Source organism: Amycolatopsis sp. NPDC003731, from assembly GCF_053586895.1.
In genome coordinates, this window is record NZ_JBSFNC010000001.1 from 131954 (window position 1) to 150417 (window position 18464).

17 protein-coding genes and 1 riboswitch are annotated in these 18464 nt (G+C 70.8%); of the genes, 6 read left to right on the forward strand and 11 right to left on the reverse strand.

Annotated elements, in window-relative coordinates:
- The first annotated feature begins 41 nt into the window (after nt 1–41).
- Nucleotides 42–1514 (forward strand): bifunctional UDP-N-acetylglucosamine diphosphorylase/glucosamine-1-phosphate N-acetyltransferase GlmU, encoded by a 1473-nt coding sequence (gene glmU, locus ACWDN5_RS00655; protein ID WP_449673723.1) that lies wholly within the window; start codon nt 42–44, stop codon nt 1512–1514.
- Nucleotides 1511–2491 carry a ribose-phosphate diphosphokinase gene (locus tag ACWDN5_RS00660; RefSeq protein ID WP_310973874.1) on the forward strand — a complete coding sequence of 327 codons (981 nt, stop codon included), beginning with the start codon at nt 1511–1513 and terminating at the stop codon, nt 2489–2491. The genes glmU and ACWDN5_RS00660 overlap by 4 nt, the downstream gene beginning before the upstream one ends.
- Nucleotides 2492–2584: 93 nt before the next feature.
- Here ACWDN5_RS00660 and ACWDN5_RS00665 read toward each other — a convergent pair whose 3' ends face one another.
- Together ACWDN5_RS00665 and ACWDN5_RS00670 are read right to left on the reverse strand one after the other, a co-directional pair.
- The gene (locus ACWDN5_RS00665; protein ID WP_449673724.1) at nt 2585–3226 is read right to left on the reverse strand and encodes an NAD(P)-dependent oxidoreductase; all 642 of its coding nucleotides are present in this window, start codon (nt 3224–3226) and stop codon (nt 2585–2587) included.
- Nucleotides 3227–3326: 100 nt separating this feature from the next.
- Entirely contained in the window at nt 3327–4421 is a 1095-nt protein-coding gene (locus tag ACWDN5_RS00670) for a hypothetical protein (RefSeq protein ID WP_449673783.1), read from the reverse strand.
- Between the two features lie 354 nt (nt 4422–4775).
- On the opposite strand from ACWDN5_RS00670, the gene ACWDN5_RS00675 reads away from it, so the two are divergent.
- The 4 genes from ACWDN5_RS00675 to ACWDN5_RS00690 all read left to right on the forward strand — a co-directional run bounded on the left by ACWDN5_RS00675 (nt 4776) and on the right by ACWDN5_RS00690 (nt 6849).
- Complete coding sequence (locus ACWDN5_RS00675; protein WP_310973878.1) at nt 4776–5375, forward strand: 50S ribosomal protein L25/general stress protein Ctc; 600 nt, start codon at nt 4776–4778, stop codon at nt 5373–5375.
- 9 nt (nt 5376–5384) lie between these two features.
- Complete coding sequence (pth, locus tag ACWDN5_RS00680) at nt 5385–5978, forward strand: aminoacyl-tRNA hydrolase (protein ID WP_449673725.1); 594 nt, start codon at nt 5385–5387, stop codon at nt 5976–5978.
- A 21-nt stretch (nt 5979–5999) separates the two neighbouring features.
- Complete coding sequence (locus tag ACWDN5_RS00685) at nt 6000–6320, forward strand: DivIVA domain-containing protein (protein ID WP_310973881.1); 321 nt, start codon at nt 6000–6002, stop codon at nt 6318–6320.
- A 172-nt stretch (nt 6321–6492) separates the two neighbouring features.
- Nucleotides 6493–6849 carry a DivIVA domain-containing protein gene (locus ACWDN5_RS00690; RefSeq protein ID WP_310973882.1) on the forward strand — a complete coding sequence of 119 codons (357 nt, stop codon included), beginning with the start codon at nt 6493–6495 and terminating at the stop codon, nt 6847–6849.
- A gap of 42 nt (nt 6850–6891) precedes the next feature.
- Here ACWDN5_RS00690 and ACWDN5_RS00695 read toward each other — a convergent pair whose 3' ends face one another.
- The 9 genes from ACWDN5_RS00695 to metG form a co-directional block, all read right to left on the reverse strand.
- On the reverse strand, nt 6892–8580 hold the full coding sequence (locus ACWDN5_RS00695; RefSeq protein WP_449673726.1) for a fatty acyl-AMP ligase: 1689 nt from the start codon (nt 8578–8580) through the stop codon (nt 6892–6894).
- Nucleotides 8581–8604: 24 nt separating this feature from the next.
- On the reverse strand, nt 8605–8733 hold the full coding sequence (locus ACWDN5_RS00700) for a hypothetical protein (RefSeq protein WP_449673727.1): 129 nt from the start codon (nt 8731–8733) through the stop codon (nt 8605–8607).
- Nucleotides 8730–10496 (reverse strand): ABC-F family ATP-binding cassette domain-containing protein, encoded by a 1767-nt coding sequence (locus ACWDN5_RS00705; protein ID WP_449673728.1) that lies wholly within the window; start codon nt 10494–10496, stop codon nt 8730–8732. The genes ACWDN5_RS00700 and ACWDN5_RS00705 overlap by 4 nt, the downstream gene beginning before the upstream one ends.
- Nucleotides 10497–10715: 219 nt before the next feature.
- Nucleotides 10716–11678, reverse strand: a complete 963-nt coding sequence (locus ACWDN5_RS00710) for a 4-(cytidine 5'-diphospho)-2-C-methyl-D-erythritol kinase (protein WP_449673729.1) — start codon at nt 11676–11678, stop codon at nt 10716–10718.
- Between the two features lie 70 nt (nt 11679–11748).
- A complete protein-coding gene (locus tag ACWDN5_RS00715; RefSeq protein WP_449673730.1) occupies nt 11749–12762 on the reverse strand; it encodes a methionine ABC transporter ATP-binding protein in 1014 nt (337 codons plus the stop codon).
- Between the two features lie 209 nt (nt 12763–12971).
- Nucleotides 12972–13062: riboswitch (SAM riboswitch) on the reverse strand.
- A gap of 126 nt (nt 13063–13188) precedes the next feature.
- Nucleotides 13189–14025, reverse strand: a complete 837-nt coding sequence (rsmA, locus tag ACWDN5_RS00720; protein ID WP_310973894.1) for a 16S rRNA (adenine(1518)-N(6)/adenine(1519)-N(6))-dimethyltransferase RsmA — start codon at nt 14023–14025, stop codon at nt 13189–13191.
- A gap of 161 nt (nt 14026–14186) precedes the next feature.
- The gene (locus tag ACWDN5_RS00725) at nt 14187–15611 is read right to left on the reverse strand and encodes a transglycosylase family protein (protein WP_449673731.1); all 1425 of its coding nucleotides are present in this window, start codon (nt 15609–15611) and stop codon (nt 14187–14189) included.
- A 209-nt stretch (nt 15612–15820) separates the two neighbouring features.
- A complete protein-coding gene (locus ACWDN5_RS00730) occupies nt 15821–16657 on the reverse strand; it encodes a TatD family hydrolase (RefSeq protein ID WP_449673732.1) in 837 nt (278 codons plus the stop codon).
- Between the two features lie 9 nt (nt 16658–16666).
- Nucleotides 16667–18463 (reverse strand): methionine--tRNA ligase, encoded by a 1797-nt coding sequence (metG, locus tag ACWDN5_RS00735; protein ID WP_449673733.1) that lies wholly within the window; start codon nt 18461–18463, stop codon nt 16667–16669.
- Nucleotide 18464: the final 1 nt, after the last annotated feature.

The following is an 18464-nucleotide window of genomic DNA, read 5'->3' on the forward strand; positions in this document are numbered from 1 at the left end:
GCCCGACAGAAGCCATCTTTTGGTAACCGTTGGGAGCGCCGTTGACCGGCCCGCTGAGCACGTTGATCCTCGCCGCGGGTGAGGGCACCCGCATGCGTTCCTCGACGCCGAAGGTGCTGCACCCGATCGCCGGGCGGCCCCTCGTCGAGCACGCCGTCCGGGCCGCCGCCGGCCTGAACCCCGAACACCTCGTGGTGGTCATCGGGCACGGCCGGGAAGCGGTCGGCGAACGGCTGAGCGCGGTCGGCGAAGCCCTCGGCCGCCCGGTCGGCACCGCGGTGCAGGCCGAGCAGAAGGGCACCGGCCACGCCGTGTCCTGCGCGCTCGCCACCCTCCCCGCCGACGTCACCGGCACGGTGATCGTCAGCTACGGCGACGTCCCGCTGCTCGACACCGCCACCCTCGGCGCGCTGCTCGACGAGCACACCGAGGCGAAGAACGCCGTCACCGTGCTCACCTCGGTCGTCGCCGACCCGACCGGCTACGGCCGGATCGTGCGCGACAGCGCGGGCAAGGTCACCGGGATCGTCGAGCACAAGGACGCCACCCCGGAGCAGGCCGAGATCACCGAGATCAACTCGGGCGTCTACGCCTTCGACGCCGCCGTGCTGCGCGACGGCCTCTCGCGCCTCTCGACCGACAACGCCCAGGGCGAGCTCTACCTGACCGACGTCCTCGGCATCGCGAACGGCGACGGCGTCGGAGTCGGCGCGCTGGTCGTCGACGACCCGTGGCTGACCGAAGGCGTCAACGACCGGGTGCAGCTGTCGGTGCTCGGCGCCGAGCTCAACCGCCGGATCGTGCAGCGCTGGCAGCGCGAGGGCGTCACCATCACCGACCCGGCCACGACCTGGATCGACGCCGGCGTGACCCTGGCCCGTGACGTCGTCATCGAGCCCGGCGTGCAGCTGAAGGGCACGACGTCGGTCGGCGAGGGCAGCACGGTCGGCCCGGACAGCACGCTGACGAACGTCACGATCGGTGCGGGCGCTTCGGTGGTCCGCGTGCACGGCTCGGACTCCGAACTCGGCGACGGCGTCAACGTCGGCCCGTTCACCTACCTGCGCCCGGGCACGAAGCTGGGCGTCAAGGCGAAGCTGGGCGCGTTCGTCGAGACGAAGGCGGCCGACATCGGCGCCGGGACGAAGGTGCCCCACCTGACCTACGTGGGTGACGCCACGATCGGTGAACACAGCAACATCGGTTGCTCCAGCGTGTTCGTGAACTACGACGGCGTGAACAAGCACCGGACCGTTATCGGGTCGTATGTCCGGTTGGGCGCGGACAACACCTTCGTCGCCCCGGTGCACATCGGTGACGGCGCTTACAGTGGTGCGGGTGCCGTGATCCGCGAAGACGTCCCGCCAGGCACACTCGCGGTGTCGGCGCCGCCGCAGCGCAACATCGAAGGCTGGGCGATCCGGCGCCGGCCGGGTACGCCCGCGGCGGAGGCGGCCCAGGCCGCCCTCGACGCCGATTCAGCAGCAGGAACCGACGGGGAGTCGCCAGCATGAGTCCGAAGCAAGGGACGCCGAAGAAGAACCTGATGCTCTTCTCCGGACGCGCGCACCAGGAGCTCGCCGAAGAGGTGGCCCAGCACCTCAACGTCACGATCACCCCGCAGACGGCGCACACCTTCGCCAACGGGGAGCTGTTCGTCCGGTTCGAGGAGTCCGTCCGCGGGACCGACGCCTTCGTCATCCAGGCGCACACCACGCCCATCAACGAGTTCGTGATGGAGCAGCTGATCATGGTGGACGCGCTCAAGCGGGCGAGCGCGAAGCGGATCACCGTCGTGATGCCGTTCTACCCGTACGCGCGCCAGGACAAGAAGCACAAGGGCCGCGAGCCGATCTCGGCGCGGCTGATCGCGGACCTGTTCAAGACCGCGGGCGCCGACCGGATCATGACGGTCGACCTGCACACCGCGCAGATCCAGGGCTTCTTCGACGGCCCGGTCGACCACCTGATGGCGCAGACCGTGCTGGCCGACCACATCAAGGCCACCTACGGCGACGCGGACATCACGGTCGTCTCCCCGGACTCGGGCCGCGTGCGGCTGGCCGAGAAGTGGGCCGCCCAGCTGGGCGACCGCCCGATCGCGTTCATCCACAAGACGCGTGACCCGGACAAGCCCAACCAGGCGGTGGCCAACCGCGTGGTCGGCAAGGTCGAGGGCAAGCTCTGCGTGCTGATCGACGACATGATCGACACGGGCGGCACGATCGTGAAGGCGACCGAGGCCCTGATCGAAGAGGGCGCGGCGGACGTCGTCATCGCGACGACCCACGGCATCCTGTCCGACCCGGCCACCCAGCGGCTGTCGTCGTGCAAGGCGCGCGAGGTCATCGTCACGAACTCGCTGCCGATCCCGGAGGAGAAGCGGTTCCCGGGGCTGACCGTGCTGTCGATCGCGCCGATGCTGGCCGAGGCGATCCAGCAGGTCTTCGAGGACGGCTCGGTGACGTCCCTCTTCGACGGCAACGCCTGAGGTTCCGCGCGGGAGCGTGCCACCGGTGTCGCGAATGACTCATTGGGGACCTCGGAGGTCCCGAATGAGTCATTCGCGGCACTGGGAGCGCCGTCAGTAGGCGACGGTGAAGCGCGCGCGGCGGTGCTTCGGCCGCTCGATCTCGTCGACGTAGGCGATCGCGAAGTCGTCGCCGCCGATGTGGGACCGGCCGTTTTCGTCGGTCACCAGGACGTCGCCGCCGATCCGGTACTCGCCGCGGCGCTCGCCCGGCGTCCACGCGCCGAACTCGGCGGCGGGGCTGACGTAGAACCAGTCGACCCCCTCGGGCTGCTCGCGCAGCAGGCCGAGGACCTCGGCGTGGTTGCCCGCCTCGTCCTTGTACTCGGCCGGGAACTCACGAGTGTCGAACAACCGCGGGCCGCCTTCGGCCACGTGCAGGCTCGCCGCGCCGCCGACGAACGACAGCCGGACGCCGTTCTCGCTCGCGATGCGGGCCAGGGCCGGGACCGCCTCGATCAGCTTCTTGCCGTCGAGCTCCCGGGCCGGGGTGGCGACCACGAACACGTCCGCGTCCTTCGCCAAGCTCGCCACGAACTCCTCGTCGTGCAGCGAACCCTGGTGTTCGTCGACGCCCTCGGGCACCGAGCCGGCGTGCCGCGCGACGCCGACCACCTCGTGGCCGCGACGCAGCGCCTCGGCGCCGATCCTGCCCCCGGCGTACCCCGTCGCCCCGAAAATGACCAGCTTGGCCATGGCTGTTTCTCCGTTTCCTCTCGGCTGTTCGCAGCCGATGCTAGGAACGGAAGATCACCTACTTCAACGGAAGCAACACACCTGGGGGTAGGTGTCCAGGTCAGCCGCCGAGGCCCGCGAACTCGGTGGCCACCCGCTGTTTCACGGCGTTGACGTCGAGACCCGCGCGGACCTCCGCCGTCGCGTTCGGCTTCGACAGCACCTGGTAGCTGGCCGTGCGGTTGGGCAGCTTGAACTTCACCGCGCACGACAGCTGGATCGTCTTGTACGGCTCCGCGTCCCCGGCCGCCGTGCACGTCTGCGCCCCGAGCGACTCGGCGCTGACCTCGACCGACAGGGTGATGTGCACGACGCTCTTCTCCCCGGACGCCGGCGTGCCGACGACGCTGTTGGAGACGTCGACCGTCGTCGTGCAGGATCCGACGAAGTCCTTGCAGTCGAGCTTGTCGTTGGTGACGACGGCGCTGGCCTGCACCAGCCCTTCGAACGGCTGCCCCAGCCCGCCGACGGCGGCGTCGAGGTCGGTGTGGAACGCCTTGACCGCGTCCCCGGTGAGCGCGGTGACGCCGAACTCGGCGCCGTACTTCGGGCCGTTCTGCGGGTCGAGCAGCGTCGGGGCGAAGCTGACGACCCGGTTCGGTTTGGCCGTCGTGACGCGCAGGACGCTCGGCGCGGCGCCGAGCTGGTAGACCTCGGTGCCGTCGGGCAGCTTGGCCTTGACCGGCTCGCCCATCCGGTCGAGCCCGGCCAGCGCCTTGCGCAGCCCTTCGGCCAGCGCCGGCGGCGCGAACCGGGCCGCCGGGTCGAAGGGCAGCTCGGAGCCGAGCGAACGCACCCAGTTCGTGCCGAACTGCGTGCCCTCGTCGATCGCGTGCGCCTTCCAGTAGTCGGCGTCGGCCTGCAGGTAGAACTGGCTCGCGGCGGCCGTCACCTGGACGAACCGGCCTTCCAGCGGCAGCGCGCCGACGGCGTAGCCGCCGCGGGTGGTCCGGAACTGCTGCTCGGCGCCCTTCACCGTGGCCTTCAGCGCGATCGCGGGCGCCTGGCCCAGCGCGGTCAGGGCCGCGTCGACCGCCGTGCGCTGCTCCGCGCGCCGGTCGGCCGTCGCCTGGTCGGCCGCGGAGACACCGGCGGTGCCGGCCACGGCCACCTGGCAGCCCGCCAGCAGCCCACCCAGCAGCAGCACCGCCGCCACTTTGCTCCACCGAGCGCGCATTTCCCGCCCCCTGCTCTCCCGCTACCCGAGCACACCTCGGCCGGCGTCGTCCCGCCACCGGATTTGTGTCGTCACGTACCGGGGTTCCAGGAGGGTTCTAGCCTGGGCCGGGCACCCGCCGCAACCCACCGTGATGAGGTTGGTTTACACTCTTGAGGTTGTCTCGGCGAGGCGGGGCCCTTCTGGGGTGCCCGGCGTGATCGACGCGGCGGCTCGAGTAGCCCCCGTCGTCGTGCACGCCCGGAAACTCGCCGCCGAAACTTCCTTGAACAGAACACACATCGGCTTCCCCCGCCGCAGCATGCTGTCTTTGATTTGAAGGAGTGCAACACCGTGTCCGAGGTACGTCTGTCCGTCGAGCCGCGCACCGAGTTCGGCAAGGGCGCCGCGCGCCGCACGCGTCGCGCCGGCAAGATCCCCGCCGTCCTCTACGGCCACGGGTCGGACCCGCGGCACTTCGCGCTGCCGGCGATCGAGTTCGCCCGCGTCGTGCGGGAGAACGGCTCGAACGCCGTCATCACCCTGGACCTGGAGGGCTCCAGCGAGCTGGCCCTGACCAAGACCATCGTGGTGCACCCGCTGAAGAACTACATCGAGCACGTCGACCTGCTGGTCGTCAAGCGCGGCGAGAAGGTCACCGTCGACGTCCCCGTCGTCGTGACCGGCACCCCCGGCCCGGGCGGCCTGGTCAACCAGGACGTCGACACCCTGCAGGTCGAGGTCGAGGCGCTGCACATCCCGGAGCAGGTCGAGGTCTCGATCGAGGGCCTCGAGGTCGGCACCCAGATCCTGGCCGGCCAGGTCCAGCTGCCGCAGGGCGCGACCCTGGTCACCGACCCGGAGTCGCTGGTCGTGTCGGTCAACGAGCCGCAGCGTGAAGAGGCCGACGAAGAGGCCGAAGCTGGCGAAGAGTCGGCCGAAGCCGCCGAATAACATCGCTGTATGACGGAAGACCTGCCCGGGGCCGGCGAGCTGGTATTGCTCGCCGGCCTCGGCAATCCTGGACCCCAGTACGCCGGAAACCGGCACAACGTCGGGTTCATGGTGCTGGACGAGCTCGCCGCTCGCATCGGCGGCAAGTTCAAGGCGCACAAGACCGGCGGCGAGGTGCTGGAAGGCCGCCTGGCCGGGCGCCGCGTGGTGCTGGTGAAGCCGCGCTCGTACATGAACCTCTCCGGCGGGCCGGTGGTCGGCGCGGCGCGGTTCTACAAGGTCGAGCCGTCCGGCATCGTGGTGGTGCACGACGAGCTCGACGTCGACTTCGGCGCGCTGAAGCTGAAGCTGGGTGGCGGCGACAACGGCCACAACGGCCTCCGCTCGATCACGAAGTCCCTGGGCACCCGCGACTACTACCGGGTGCGGTTCGGCATCGGCCGCCCGCCCGGCCGCCAGGACCCGGCGGACTTCGTGCTGAAGGACTTTTCGACGGTCGAGCGCAAGGAACTCCCGCTGGAGGTGGACCGGTGCGCGGACGCGACCGAGGCGCTGATCAGCACCGGTCTCGCGGCCGCGCAGAACACCTTCCACGCGGGCTGACATGGGTGGCAAGGTGAAGCCATGACCCCCGACGAAGTCCGGGCGATCGCTTTCGGCAAACCCCGCTTCGGCCGGCGCGGCTACAACGAGGACGAGGTGGACGCGTTCCTCGACCTCATCGCCGAGGCACTGGCCGGGCGGAACATCCTCACGCCGGACGACATCCACTACGTCGAGTTCACGATCATGCCGGTCGGCATGCGCAGCTACGACCAGGCCCAGGTCGACCTGTTCCTGGACGAGGCCGAGGCGGCACTGGTCGAGCTGCGAAACCCGAAGCCGGCGGTCGTCGAGGAGCCGCAGCGGCCGCAGGGCACCCGGAAGTGGTTCGGGCGCAGCTGACCCTCGTGTGAGGGGCGCCACACAGCGCTCGGTAGCGCAAACTCACCCGAAGGCGGGCGCGCGGCTGCCCGTGGGGGTGAGGTTGGGGGCAGGCCCTTCCGGGGAGCGTGTCCACCGGTTAGGACGGTGTACGGGAGTTTCGCACCCGCCGACCCCGGAATCGGAGAGTTCCATGTCGTTCACCGCCGAAGACCTCGCCGCGGTCACCTTCGGTAACGCCCCGATCGGCCGCCGTGGTTACGCGAAGCACGAGGTCGACGCGTTCGTCCGGCGGATCGCCAAGACCCTTGCCGACGAGGACGACCTGACCGCCGCCGAAGTGCACCACGTGATGTTCGCGAAGCCGCTGATCGGCAAGCGCGGCTACGACGAGCGCGAAGTCGACGAGTTCCTCGACGCGGTCGAGGACCAGCTCGCCGCCCGCACCGGCCAGGCCCCGGACCTCCCCGGCGCCCGCACGGCGCCCGAAGCCACCACCGAGCGCGCCGCCCCGCCGACCCTCCGCGCGGTGCGCGTCCAGCAGCGCTGACCTGGCCGGCGGCGGGTGGCCGAGGCCCGCCGCCGGAGCCCGTCAGGCGTCGGCGTTCTTCGAGATCTTGTCCGCGAACTGCTGGGCCGTCGCCGCGCGCTTGACCTTGCCCGACGGCGTCTTCGGCAGGCTTCCCGCCGGGAGTACCACCACCGCGTACGGCCGCATGTCCACCGCGTCGCGGACCCGGGCCGACACCTGCTTCATCAGGTTCTTCTCGGCCTCGGCGTCGCCCGCCAGCTTCGACTCCACGACCACCGCGAACCGCTCGCGACGGCTGCCCGCGTCCAGCCGGACCGCCACCGCGTTGCCCGCCCGCACGCCCTCGACCGACGTCGCCGCGCGCTCGATGTCCGTCGGGTACAGGTTGCGGCCGCCCATGATGATGACGTCCTTGCGGCGGCCGCAGATGACGATCTGGCCGTCCACCAGGTAGCCGAGGTCGCCGGTGTTCAGCCACCCGTCGTCGTCCTGCGTCGTGAGCGGGCCGTCCATGGTCAGGTAGCCCGGGGTCACGGCCTCGCCGCGCAGCCGGATTTCGCCGACCTCGCGCTCGCCCAGCCGCGCGCCCGACTCGTCGACGATCTCCGCCTCCAGCCCGTCGAGGGGCCGGCCGAGCAGCGCGAACGACCGGACGCTGTCGGTGCCGCGCCGCGGGTCGCCCTCCGGCACCGGCACCGCGCGGTTGTCCGCCTCCAGCGCGTCGGCTTCGACGACGTCCAGGGTGAGGCCGGTGAACAGCGGCGCGAACGACACCGCGAGCGTCGCCTCCGCCATGCCGTAGGCCGGGAAGACGCACTCGGCGGGCATCTTGAACCGGGCGCCGGCGTCCACAAAGGTCTGGACGGCGGTCTCGTCGATCGGCTCGGCGCCGTTCAGCGCGATGCGCAGCTTCGACAGGTCGTAGGCGTCGTCCTCGTCGACGCGCGCCATCCGGCGCCCGACGATGGCGTACGCGAAGTTCGGCGCCGCCGTCGTCGTGCCGTGGTACTTGGTGATCAGTTCCGGCCAGATCAACGGCCCCGAGAGGAACTCGACCGGCGTGATCTTGACCAGCTCGACGCCGAAGGTCATCGGCACGGTCAGGAAGCCGACCATGCCCATGTCGTGGAACGTCGGCAGCCACGACACCATCACGTCGACGTCGAAGTCGAACTCGGCGCGCTCGACCATGGCCTTGACGTTGGAGTACAGGTTCCCGTAGGTGATCCGCACGGCCTTGGGATCGGCGGTCGAGCCGCTGGTGAGCTGCAGGAGCGCGGTGTCGCCCTCGTCGGTGGGGACGACGTCGGCGAGCGGCTCGGCCGCGGCGAGCTCGGTGATGAGCTTGAACCCGATGCCCTTCTGCTCCAGCACGGGCGCGAGCTGGTCGAAGGGCTCCCCCAGCAGCACCAGGTCGGAGCCGATCATGCCGAGCACCCGCACGGTGTCCTCGGCCCACTCGGCGAGGTCGGTGCGCGGGGTCGGCTGGTGCAGCATGGTGACGCTGCCGCCGGCCAGCCAGACGGCCTGCACGGTCGGCGCGATCAGCACCGGCGCGGCGGCCAGCACGGCGACCGCGCCCCCGCGTTCGAACCCGCCGGCCACCAGGCCACCGGCGATCCGCCGCGCCTCGGCGTGCACCTCGGCCCAGGTCCGCCGGACCGGCTCCTTCGGCTCCCCGGTGACCATGCCGCGCTGCTGCCCCCGCTTCGTCGCGGTGGCGACGAGCGTGTCCACGAACCTGCTCATAGCGGGAACATTACTGTCTGGACGTCAACATCCGCCGAGCAACGCGGAAACGGGGCCTCGAAGCCGGCGGTCCACCTGGTGCTGCCCGCGCAGCCGGACGACGACGAGGCCAGGGTGGCGGTCCTCGTCGATCGGGCCGAGCACGCTGGTCACTCCAGCAGCTCGGACGTCTCCAGCCAGCGGCCCTCGACGTCCTCGATCTCGCCCTGGACGCCCTTCAGCTCCGCGTTCAGCTCCATCAGCTTCGCCGGGTCCGTCGCCGCCGCCAGCAGCGACGCGTGGAGCTTCTCCTCCTTCGCGTGCAGCTGGTCGAGCTTGCGCTCCAGCCGGCCGAGTTCCTTCTGGGCCGCGCGCAGGTCGGCCGCCGACTTCTTCGCCTCCGCCTTCTCCGCCGTCGGCGCCGCCGCGGCCGCCGGTTCCTTGGCGAGAGCGCGGCGGTTCAGGTACTCCTCGATGCCACCCGGCAGGTGGGTGATCCGGCCGTCGCCGAACAGCGCGACGATCGTGTCGCACACCCGCTCCACCAGGTAGCGGTCGTGGGAGACCACGACCATCGTGCCCGGCCAGCCGTCGAGGAGGTCCTCCAGCTGCTGGAGCGTGTCGATGTCCAGGTCGTTCGTCGGCTCGTCGAGGAGCAGCACGTTCGGCTCGGCCATCAACAGCCGGCACAGCTGCAACCGGCGGCGCTCGCCGCCCGAGAGGTCCTCGACCGGGGTCCACTGGCGGGCCGCCGGGAAGCCGAGCTTCTCGCCCAGCTGCGACGCCGTCATCTCCTGCTTGCCGAACACCACGCGCCCGGCCACCTGCTCGATCGCCTGCAGCACGCGCAGGTCGCCGGGCAGGTCGTCGAGCTCCTGGCGCAGGTGCGCGAGCGCGACCGTCTTGCCCTCGATCCGGCGACCCGTCGAGCCCTCGACGTCGCCGCCGAGCAGCTTCAGCAGGGACGTCTTGCCCGAGCCGTTGACGCCGACCAGGCCGATCCGGTCGCCCGGGCCGATCCGCCAGGTGACGTGGTCGAGCAGCGTCCGCTCGCCCACCGCGTACGTCGTGTCTTCCAGCTCCAGCACGGTTTTCCCGAGCCGCCGCTTCGCGAACGCCTGCAGCTCGACGGAGTCGCGCGGCGGCGGGACGTCGGCGATCAGCGCTTCGGCCGCCTCGACGCGGTAGCGCGGCTTCGACGAGCGCGCCTGCGGGCCGCGGCGCAGCCACGCCAGCTCCTTGCGGGCCAGGTTCTGCCGCTTCTCCTCGGCCGTCGCGGCCAGCCGCGCCCGCTCGGCGCGCGCGAAGATCCAGTCGGCGTAACCACCTTCGTACTGCTCGACGCGGCCGTTCGCGACCTCCCACGTCAGCGTCGCGACGGTGTCGAGGAACCACCGGTCGTGCGTGACGACCACGACGGCGACCTTCCGGGCCAGCAGGTGGTCGGCGAGCCAGCGGACACCTTCGACGTCCAGGTGGTTGGTCGGCTCGTCGAGCACGATCAGGTCGAGCTCACCGGTCAGCGCGGCGGCCAGGGAGACCCGGCGCCGCTCGCCGCCGGACAGGTTCGCCGTCGGGGTGTCCAGACCGATCGCCGTGATACCCAGGCCGTCCACAATGGACCGGACGCGGGCGTCGGCGGCCCATTCGTGCTCGGCGCCGTAGCGTTCGAGCACGACGTCGCCGACCGTGCTGCCGTCCGGGAGTTCCGTGCGTTGGGTGACCACGGCCATCCGCAGATCGCGAACATGGCTCACCCGCCCGGAATCCGGCTCGGCGAGTCCGGAAAGGACTTCCAGCAGCGTGGTCTTGCCGCCCCCGTTGAGGCCGACGACGCCGATGCGCTGCCCGGCCGCGATGCCGAGGGAAACGCCGTCCAGCAGCGGGCGAACCCCGTAGGACTTGCTCACCGCCTCCAGGTTGACCAGGTTGGCCATCCGCTCAGCCGATCCTTTCCACGATGACGAACCGGGGCACGACGGTCCCGGTGAAATGGGGATTTCTCAGCGCAGGCAACGCTTCAACCGTAGGGGGAGCGCACCGGCGCGAGGACGACGAGCCCGCTCCGGTCCCGGAAAGAAACCGCGGCTCGTCCGTTCCGTGTTCAACGCGGCACCGACGGGGTCGTATTCCCGAGAACGCGAACTCGGCGTGCTTCATGCGTGCACCCGCGGCGGCGCCGGGCGCGGCGCGTCGTCCCCGCCGACCACCCGGGCACCGGGGACCGGGCCGTGGGCCACCCGGACCGTCCGGCACACGCCGGCGCCCGACAGCTCGGCCGCGACCTCCACCGCCGACTGCGCGTCTTCGCAGAGGAACGCGCACGTCGGGCCGGAACCGGACACCGTGCCCGCGAGCGCGCCCGCGTTCACGCCCGCCCGGAGCGTGCGGCGCAGGTCGGGCCGCAGCGAGACCGCGGCCGCCTGGAGGTCGTTGCCCAGCAGCAAGGCCAGCTGGCGCGGGTCGCCCGAGGCCAGCGCCTCGACGACCGGCGTGTGCGAGCCGATCCGGGGCGGGTTGCCCGCCGCGCGCAGGCGGTCGAGTTCGCCGAACACCTTCGGCGTCGACAGCCCCTCGGCGGCGAAAGCCAGCACCCAGTGGAACGTGTGCCGCGACAGCACCGGGACGAGCTGTTCGCCGCGGCCGGTGCCCAGCGCGGTGCCGCCGTAGAGCGCGAACGGGACGTCGCTGCCCAGGCCGGCGGCGATTTCGGCGAGTTCGTCGCGGGTGACGTCGAGCCCCCACAGCGAAGCGAGTCCGACCAGTGTCGCCGCGGCGTCGGCGCTGCCGCCCGCCATGCCGCCCGCGACCGGGATGCCCTTGCGCAGCACCACCCGGACCTTCGGCTCGCCGGTGCGCCCGGCATGCGCGGCCAGCGCCTCGACGGCCCGCCAGGCCAGGTTTTCGGGGCCGATCGGGACCGAGCCCTCCCCTTCGCCGTAGACCTCGATGCCGGGCTCTTCGGTGACCGCGACGGTCACCTCGTCGGTCAGCGACAGCGCCTGGAACACGGTGACCAGCTCGTGGTAACCGTCTTCCCGCAGGTCGTCGACCGAAAGGTGCAGGTTGACCTTGGCCGGGACCCGGACGGTGACTGGGGGCGGAACTACAGCGAGCACCCGACCAGCCTACGTGCCCGCGGAAACGCCCCGATGCGACCTGCGCATCGGGGCGTTCCCGGTGGAAAGATCAGGCAGCCGCCACACCCTGCGGGCCGCGCGCGGTCTGCGTCACGTGCCCGCCGCGCTCGGCGACCCAGGCCAGCGCCGCGTCGGCCCGCTCGCCGCGGACACCGAGGCGGAACCGGCCGACCGGCGTGTCACCGATGCGGGTCAGGCCGCCGCCGATGGTGGCGAACTCGACGTCGAAGCGGCCGGCGGCCTCGGGCAGCAGCGCGCCCACCGAAGCGAAACCGACCAGCACGACGTCGGCCGAGCGGTCGTAGCGCGCCGCCTGCGAGCGGGTCGTCTCGATGGCCGGCAGCAGCGCCTGGGCGGTGCGGCTGGCCGGGTTCGAGATCAGGTCGAGCACCGTGCCGCGCTCGACGACCGTGCCGTCCTCCAGCACCGCGACGTCGTCGCAGACCCGGCGGACCACGCCCGCGTCCGGCGTCGTGACGACGATCGTGGTGCCCAGCTCGGAGCGCGCCCGGTCGAGGACGGCGAGCACCGCGCCGGCCTCCTCCGGGTCGACGCCGGCGGTCGGGTCGTCGGCGAGCAGCACGGCCGGGGCCGCCGCCAGCGCCTTCGCGACCGCGACGCGGCGCAGCTGCCCGGCGGACAGCTCACCGGGCCGCTGCGTGGCGCGCTGGGTCAGGCCGACGAGGTCGAGCAGCGAGCCGACCCGGCTGCGGCGCTGCGGGCCGTCGACGCCGAGCTGCTCGAGCGGGGAAGCGATGTTGCCGGCGATGGTGCGCTCGGCGATCAGCTCCGGCTTCGTGGAAACGACGCCGAGCTGACGGCGGATTTCGCGGAGGCGGCGGCCGTCGAGGGTGCCGGTGTTGAGGCCGTCGAGGCGGACGACGCCGCGGTCGGGGCGCTCCTGCAGGGCGATGCACCGGGCGAGGACGGACTTGCCCGACCCGGCGGGACCGACCACGCCGAACAGCGAGCCTGCCTGGACGTCGACGCTCACGTCCCGCAGCGCGACGACGGAGTTTCCGTTGGTGGCAAAGGTTTTGGACAGGTTTTCGACGGTGATCACGAAGGCTCCAGAAAACGGGGTGCAGGCAGCGCGCAGCACCCGGCCGCAAGCGAGTTCCGTCCTGTTCGGACGGTGCATGAAGAAGAGGTGGACCGGCTCGGACTAGCTCAGTGGGAGCGTCGACATGCGGTCACGGAGCGGCGGCCTTCGTCGACAACGCGACGCCTGGTCAGGAGCAGGGGGCGGGCTACCCTCTTCATCGAAAACGGCCTCCATCGGTCCTGGCGGTAGCACCTGCCCTGTGGAGGGTGGTTGCTGCGACTTCGGCGAGCCAGGTCTCTCAGTCGCTCGGGATGGACGTATTGAGTAAAACCGATCCCGAGGAGCGAAAGCAAGCCCGTTGGCCCAGATCACACGAGTGGAGGTGTCCGAATCGCGGGATCACGGGCTTGGCGGGCGTATTTTCACGCCTCCACTGTGGAGCCGCTAGCGCGCGGCGGCGATGCGGGCGAAGTCGTGCACATCCAGCTGCTCGCCACGGGTCCTGGGGTCGATCCCGGCCGCCGTCAGGAGTTCGCCGGCGCGCTCGGCCGAGCCCGCCCAGCCCGCGAGCGCGGCCCGGAGCGTCTTCCTGCGTTGTGAGAAAGCGGCGTCCACCAGGCCGAAGAGGACGTCCCGGTCGTCGGACGCCGTCGCGTCGGCCCGCTCGAAGGCGACGAGCGCGGAATCGACGTTCGGCACCGGCCAGAACACCGAGCGTGGCACGGCGGCGACCTTGCGTGCGGGGCCGTACCAGGCGAGCTTGACGCTGGGCACGCCGTAGATCCGGCTGCCGGGGCCGGCGGCCATCCGGTCGGCGACCTCGGTCTGCACCATGACGAGACCGGTCCGGAGGGAGGGCACCTCGGCCAGGAGGTGCAGCACGACGGGCACGGCGACGTTGTAGGGCAGGTTGGCGACGAGAGCGGTCGGCTCGCCCAGTTGTTCGCGGGTGACGCGCAGGGCGTCGGCCCCGACGACGGTGAGGTTCCCCGCGGCCTCGGGCCCGCGTTCGGCGACGGTCTTGGGCAGCCGTTCGGCGAGCTTGGGATCGATCTCGACGGCGACCACCCGGGCGCCGGTGGCGAGCAGCCCGAGGGTCAGGGACCCGAGGCCGGGCCCGACCTCGAGGACGACGTCGTCGGGCGTGACGTTCGCCAGCTCGACGATCCGCCGGACGGTGTTGGGGTCGTGCACGAAGTTCTGCCCGAGCTTCTTGGTCGGCCGCACGTCGAGTTCGGCCGCCAGCGCACGGATTTCGGCCGGTCCCAGCAGTTCAACCACCGCTGGAGCCTACTTGAACCCGGAATTCGCGTGATCAGAGGCGCGTCTCGCGTGATTGGGGGGACGACACGCGTGATTGGAGAGCCGACACGCGTGATTGGCGGGTCGACACGCGGAACGGCCCCCGTCCGGGGAGGACGGGGGCCGGTTCGAAGCGGTACTCAGGCCTTCTTGCCGCAGACCGGCCAGGCGCTGTAGCCGCCGCGGGCGTCGCGGACCTTCTCCGCGACCGCGATCTGCTGCTCGCGCGAAGCCTGGCTCGGCAGGTTCGCGTACTGGTCGCCGCCGTAGGCGTCCCACGTGCGCTTGTCGAACTGGAGGCCGCCGTAGTAGCCGTTGCCGGTGTTGATGGACCAGTTGCCGCCCGACTCGCACTGCGCGATGCGGTCCCACGCGGAGCCGTCGCCGATCGCCGGGGTCGGGGCTTCCTTGGTGCCGACGTGGACGATCTTCGGCTTCGGCTGGGTGATGACCTTCTCGGAGATGCTCTCCCGGCCGACCTCTTTGCCGTTCTTCTGCGTGACCTTGTAGGTCACTTCCTTCTCGCCCGGCGTGCCGGGGTCCTCGACCTGCGTCTTGCCCTTGGCGAGGTTCGGGTCGTCGACGCGCTGCTCGGGCGGGTCGATGGACTCCTTCTGGACGACCGTCGAGACGCCGGTGCGGCTGATGTGCACCTCGGCGCCGTCGGTCAGCTTGACGTCCAGGCCGCCCTCGGCCTGGTCCTCCGGGCCCAGGGTGAGCTTGTACTCGCCCAGGAACTCCTTCGTCGTCACGGCCGTGGTCTTGACCTGCTTCGGCGCGTTGCCGCCGTCGTACAGGGTGATGTTCTTGAGCGTCTTGATCTCGACGGTCGCGCCCTGCAGCGGCAGCTCGCCGCTCTTCGGCATCGACATCCAGGTGCCGGCCTTGTCCATCTCGGTCATCCCGAGCTGGCTCAGCGCGTCGCCGAGGTGGGTCGCGCGGACCCAGGAGGTGCGCTCGGCGCCGTCGACGATCAGCTTCAGCTGGCGGCCGCGCTCGAGCTTGATGACGCCGCCGTCGCCGACCTCCGCCTGCGGGGAGGGCGAGAGCGAGTCGTGCTCGCCGACGGACAGGCCCGCGTCCTCGAGTACCTCGCCGACGGTGCCGCCGAAGGAGTGCACGGTCTGCTGGTGGCCGTCGACGTCGACGGTGATGCTCTTGTTCATCGCCAGCGCGGCCGCGCCGCCGCCGGCGACGGAGATCATGACGCTGAGGACGGCGCCCTTGAGGAACCGGCGCTTCCAGACCTTGGTGGTCTGTCGGAGGCCCTCGTCCAGAGCCGCACGGCGCGCTTCGGGGGAAGCGGTGCGGTCCTCCTCGAGGCCGTCCGGGATGACGATCGGCGGCAGGTACGTCGTCTCGGCGTTGATGAGGCGGATCAGTTCGTCGACGTCGACGTCGATCTCGGCCATCATCGCGTCGGCATCGGGGCCGAGCGCGGCGAGGATGTCCTGCTGCGTGATGTTCGGGTCGTCGGAGAAGTCGAGCTGGCCGTACGCGGTGTCCTCGAAATGACCGCGTTCGAGGACGGCGGAGCGCGCTCCAGCCTGTCTGCTACCTGTCACCGGGGATCGTTCCCTTTCACGAGACGACGGTCGGGGGCGCCGTCTCTACGACTGGGCGTGACGATCGGCAACTGCTGAGCGCAGGTCCGACCGGCACGATCACGGGACAGTAACGGGTCGCGGCGGGTTGCGCAAACACCCCCCGGAGTGTCGTGATCTGGGTCACTCCATCAGGTGGACGAGCCGGGAACCCTGTTGTCGCAATGCGTTCAACCCGTTGTGACACTGGGGAGTCGGTAGACCCGCTCGGCGGTGGTCCGGACCGCTTCGGCGACTTCGTGGACAGCTTCGCCCCTGAGCGCCGCGAGGTGACGGACGGTGTAAGCGGCGCCGAACGGCTCGTTCGGCCGCCCACGGAACGGGTGGGGGGTCAGAAACGGCGCGTCGGTCTCGACGAGGTACTGCCCCGGCGGGCAGAGCCGGGCCGCCTCGTGGAGCCCCTTCGCGTTCTTGAACGTCACCGTGCCCGCGAAGGAAAGGACAAAGCCCGCGTCGACGCACTTGCGGGCCATTTCCGCGTCCCCGGAAAAACAATGGAAAATTACGGCATTCGGCGCACCCTCTTCGGCCAGGATGCGCAATACGTCGTCGTGGGCCTCGCGGTCGTGGATCATCAGCGGCTTGCCGAGCCGCTTGGCGAGGTCGATGTGCCAGCGGAACGCCTCCTGCTGGGCGTCGTGCGGCGAGTAGTCCCAGTAGTAGTCGAGGCCGGTCTCGCCGACGGCGACCACCCGCTCGTGCCCGGCCAGCCGCTCGATCTCGGCCTTCTCGGCCTCGCCGAACTCCTTGGTCCGGGTCGGGTGGATCGCGACGGCGGCCCAGACGCGACGGTCCCAGCCGGCGGCCTCCGCGGCCCAGCGGGCCGACGCGAGGTCGTCCGCGACCGTGACGACGCGGGCGACGCCGGCGCGCTCGGCGCGGTCGACCATGGCCGTGACATCGGCCGCGGTGACCGCGCCGCACGCGTCGAGATGGGTGTGCGCGTCCACCACCGACACCGGGAGCCTGTCCGGGACCGGCGGCAGCTCGCGCTTCTGATCACCCATGCGTTCTTCTCACTCCTTGATGATCGGCGCCCACTCGGGACCGGTCTCGCCGAGCGCCGGGTCGAGCTTGGTGAACAGCGGCGACGGCTTCTGCAGGGGCGTGCCGACCTCGATCGGCGTCGACTCCCACTTCGCCTGCTCGGCCGCGTAGTCGCCGGTGAGGATCGGGTTGACCCGGCCGTCGATGTCGAGGTCCTCGACCTCCTTGAGCTCCGGCTGGGCGGCCCAGACGCCGGTGCCGCCGAGGGCCTCGTGCACCTTCTGGGCCGAGTGCGGCAGGAACGGCGTCAGCAGCGTGTTGGCGTCCGAGACGACCTGCAGCGCGGTGTGCAGCACCGTGTCGCGCCGCGTGGGGTCGTCCTTGAGCTTCCACGGCTCCTGGTCGGAGATGTACTTGTTCGCCGCGGTGACGACCTTCATCGCCTCGGCCGCCGCCAGCTTGAACCGGGACCGGGCCAGGTGCGCGCCCGCGGTGCCGAACGCCTTGCGCGACAACGCTTTCAGCTCTTCGTCGGCCGCCGTCGGCGCCTCCGGGCGCGGGATGGCCCCGACGTTCTTGTGCGCCATCGAGATCGACCGGTTGACCAGGTTGCCCCACTCGTTGGCCAGCTCGAAGTTGGTCCGGCGGACGAACTCGTCCCAGGTGAAGTCGGTGTCCTGGGTCTCCGGGCCGGCGACCGAGATGAAGTACCGCAGCGTGTCCGGGCCGAAGTCGCGCAGGAAGTCCTCGACGTAGATCACGCGCCCGCGCGAGGTCGAGAACTTCGAGCCGCTCATGGTGAGGAACTCGGACGAGACGATCTCGTCGGGCAGGTGGAGGCGGCCGTACTTCCCGGGCTCGCCGCCCTTGTCGCCCTCGCCGTTGTGACCGAACAGCAGGGCCGGCCAGATCTGGGCGTGGAAGGTGATGTTGTCCTTGCCCATGAAGTAGTACGACCGGGCGTCGGCGTTGTTCCACCACTCCTGCCACGCGTCCGGGTTCCCGGAGCGCCGCGCCCACTCGACGCTGGCCGAGAAGTACCCGATCACCGCGTCGAACCAGACGTAGAACCGCTTCAGCGGCTGGTCGCGCCAGCCGTCGAGGGGGATCTTGACGCCCCAGTCGAGGTCGCGGGTGATCGGCCGCGGCCGCATGTCGTCGATCAGGTTCTTGGTGAAGTTGAGGACGTTCGGGCGCCAGTCGGTCTTCGTCGACAGCCAGTCGCCGAGGGTCTTGGTGAACGCCGGCAGGTCGAGGAAGTAGTGCTCGGTCTCGACGAACTTCGGCGTCTCGCCGTTGATCCGCGACTTCGGGTTGATCAGCTCCGCGGCGTCGAGCTGGTTGCCGCAGTTGTCGCACTGGTCGCCGCGCGCGCCGTCGTACCCGCAGATCGGGCAGGTGCCCTCGACGTAGCGGTCGGGCAGCGTGCGGCCGGTGGACGGGCTGATCGCCCCGCGGGTGGTCTTGGGCACGACGTAGCCGTTGCGGTGCAGCGCGAGGAAGATCTGCTGCGTGACCTCGGCGTGGTTGCCGGTGGTGGTGCGGGTGAACAGGTCGTAGGAGAGGCCGAGGCCCTGCAGGTCGGTGCCGATCTGGCGGGTGTACTTGTCCGCCGTCTCCTGCGGGGTCGAGTTCTCCTTGTCCGCCTGGACGGTGATCGGGGTGCCGTGTTCGTCGGTCCCGGACACCATGAGCACCCGGTTGCCGGCCATTCGCTGGTAGCGGGAGAAGACGTCGGACGGGACGCCGAATCCGGACACGTGGCCGATGTGGCGGGGGCCGTTGGCATAGGGCCAGGCCACCGCGGTCAACACAGGGGTGCTCATA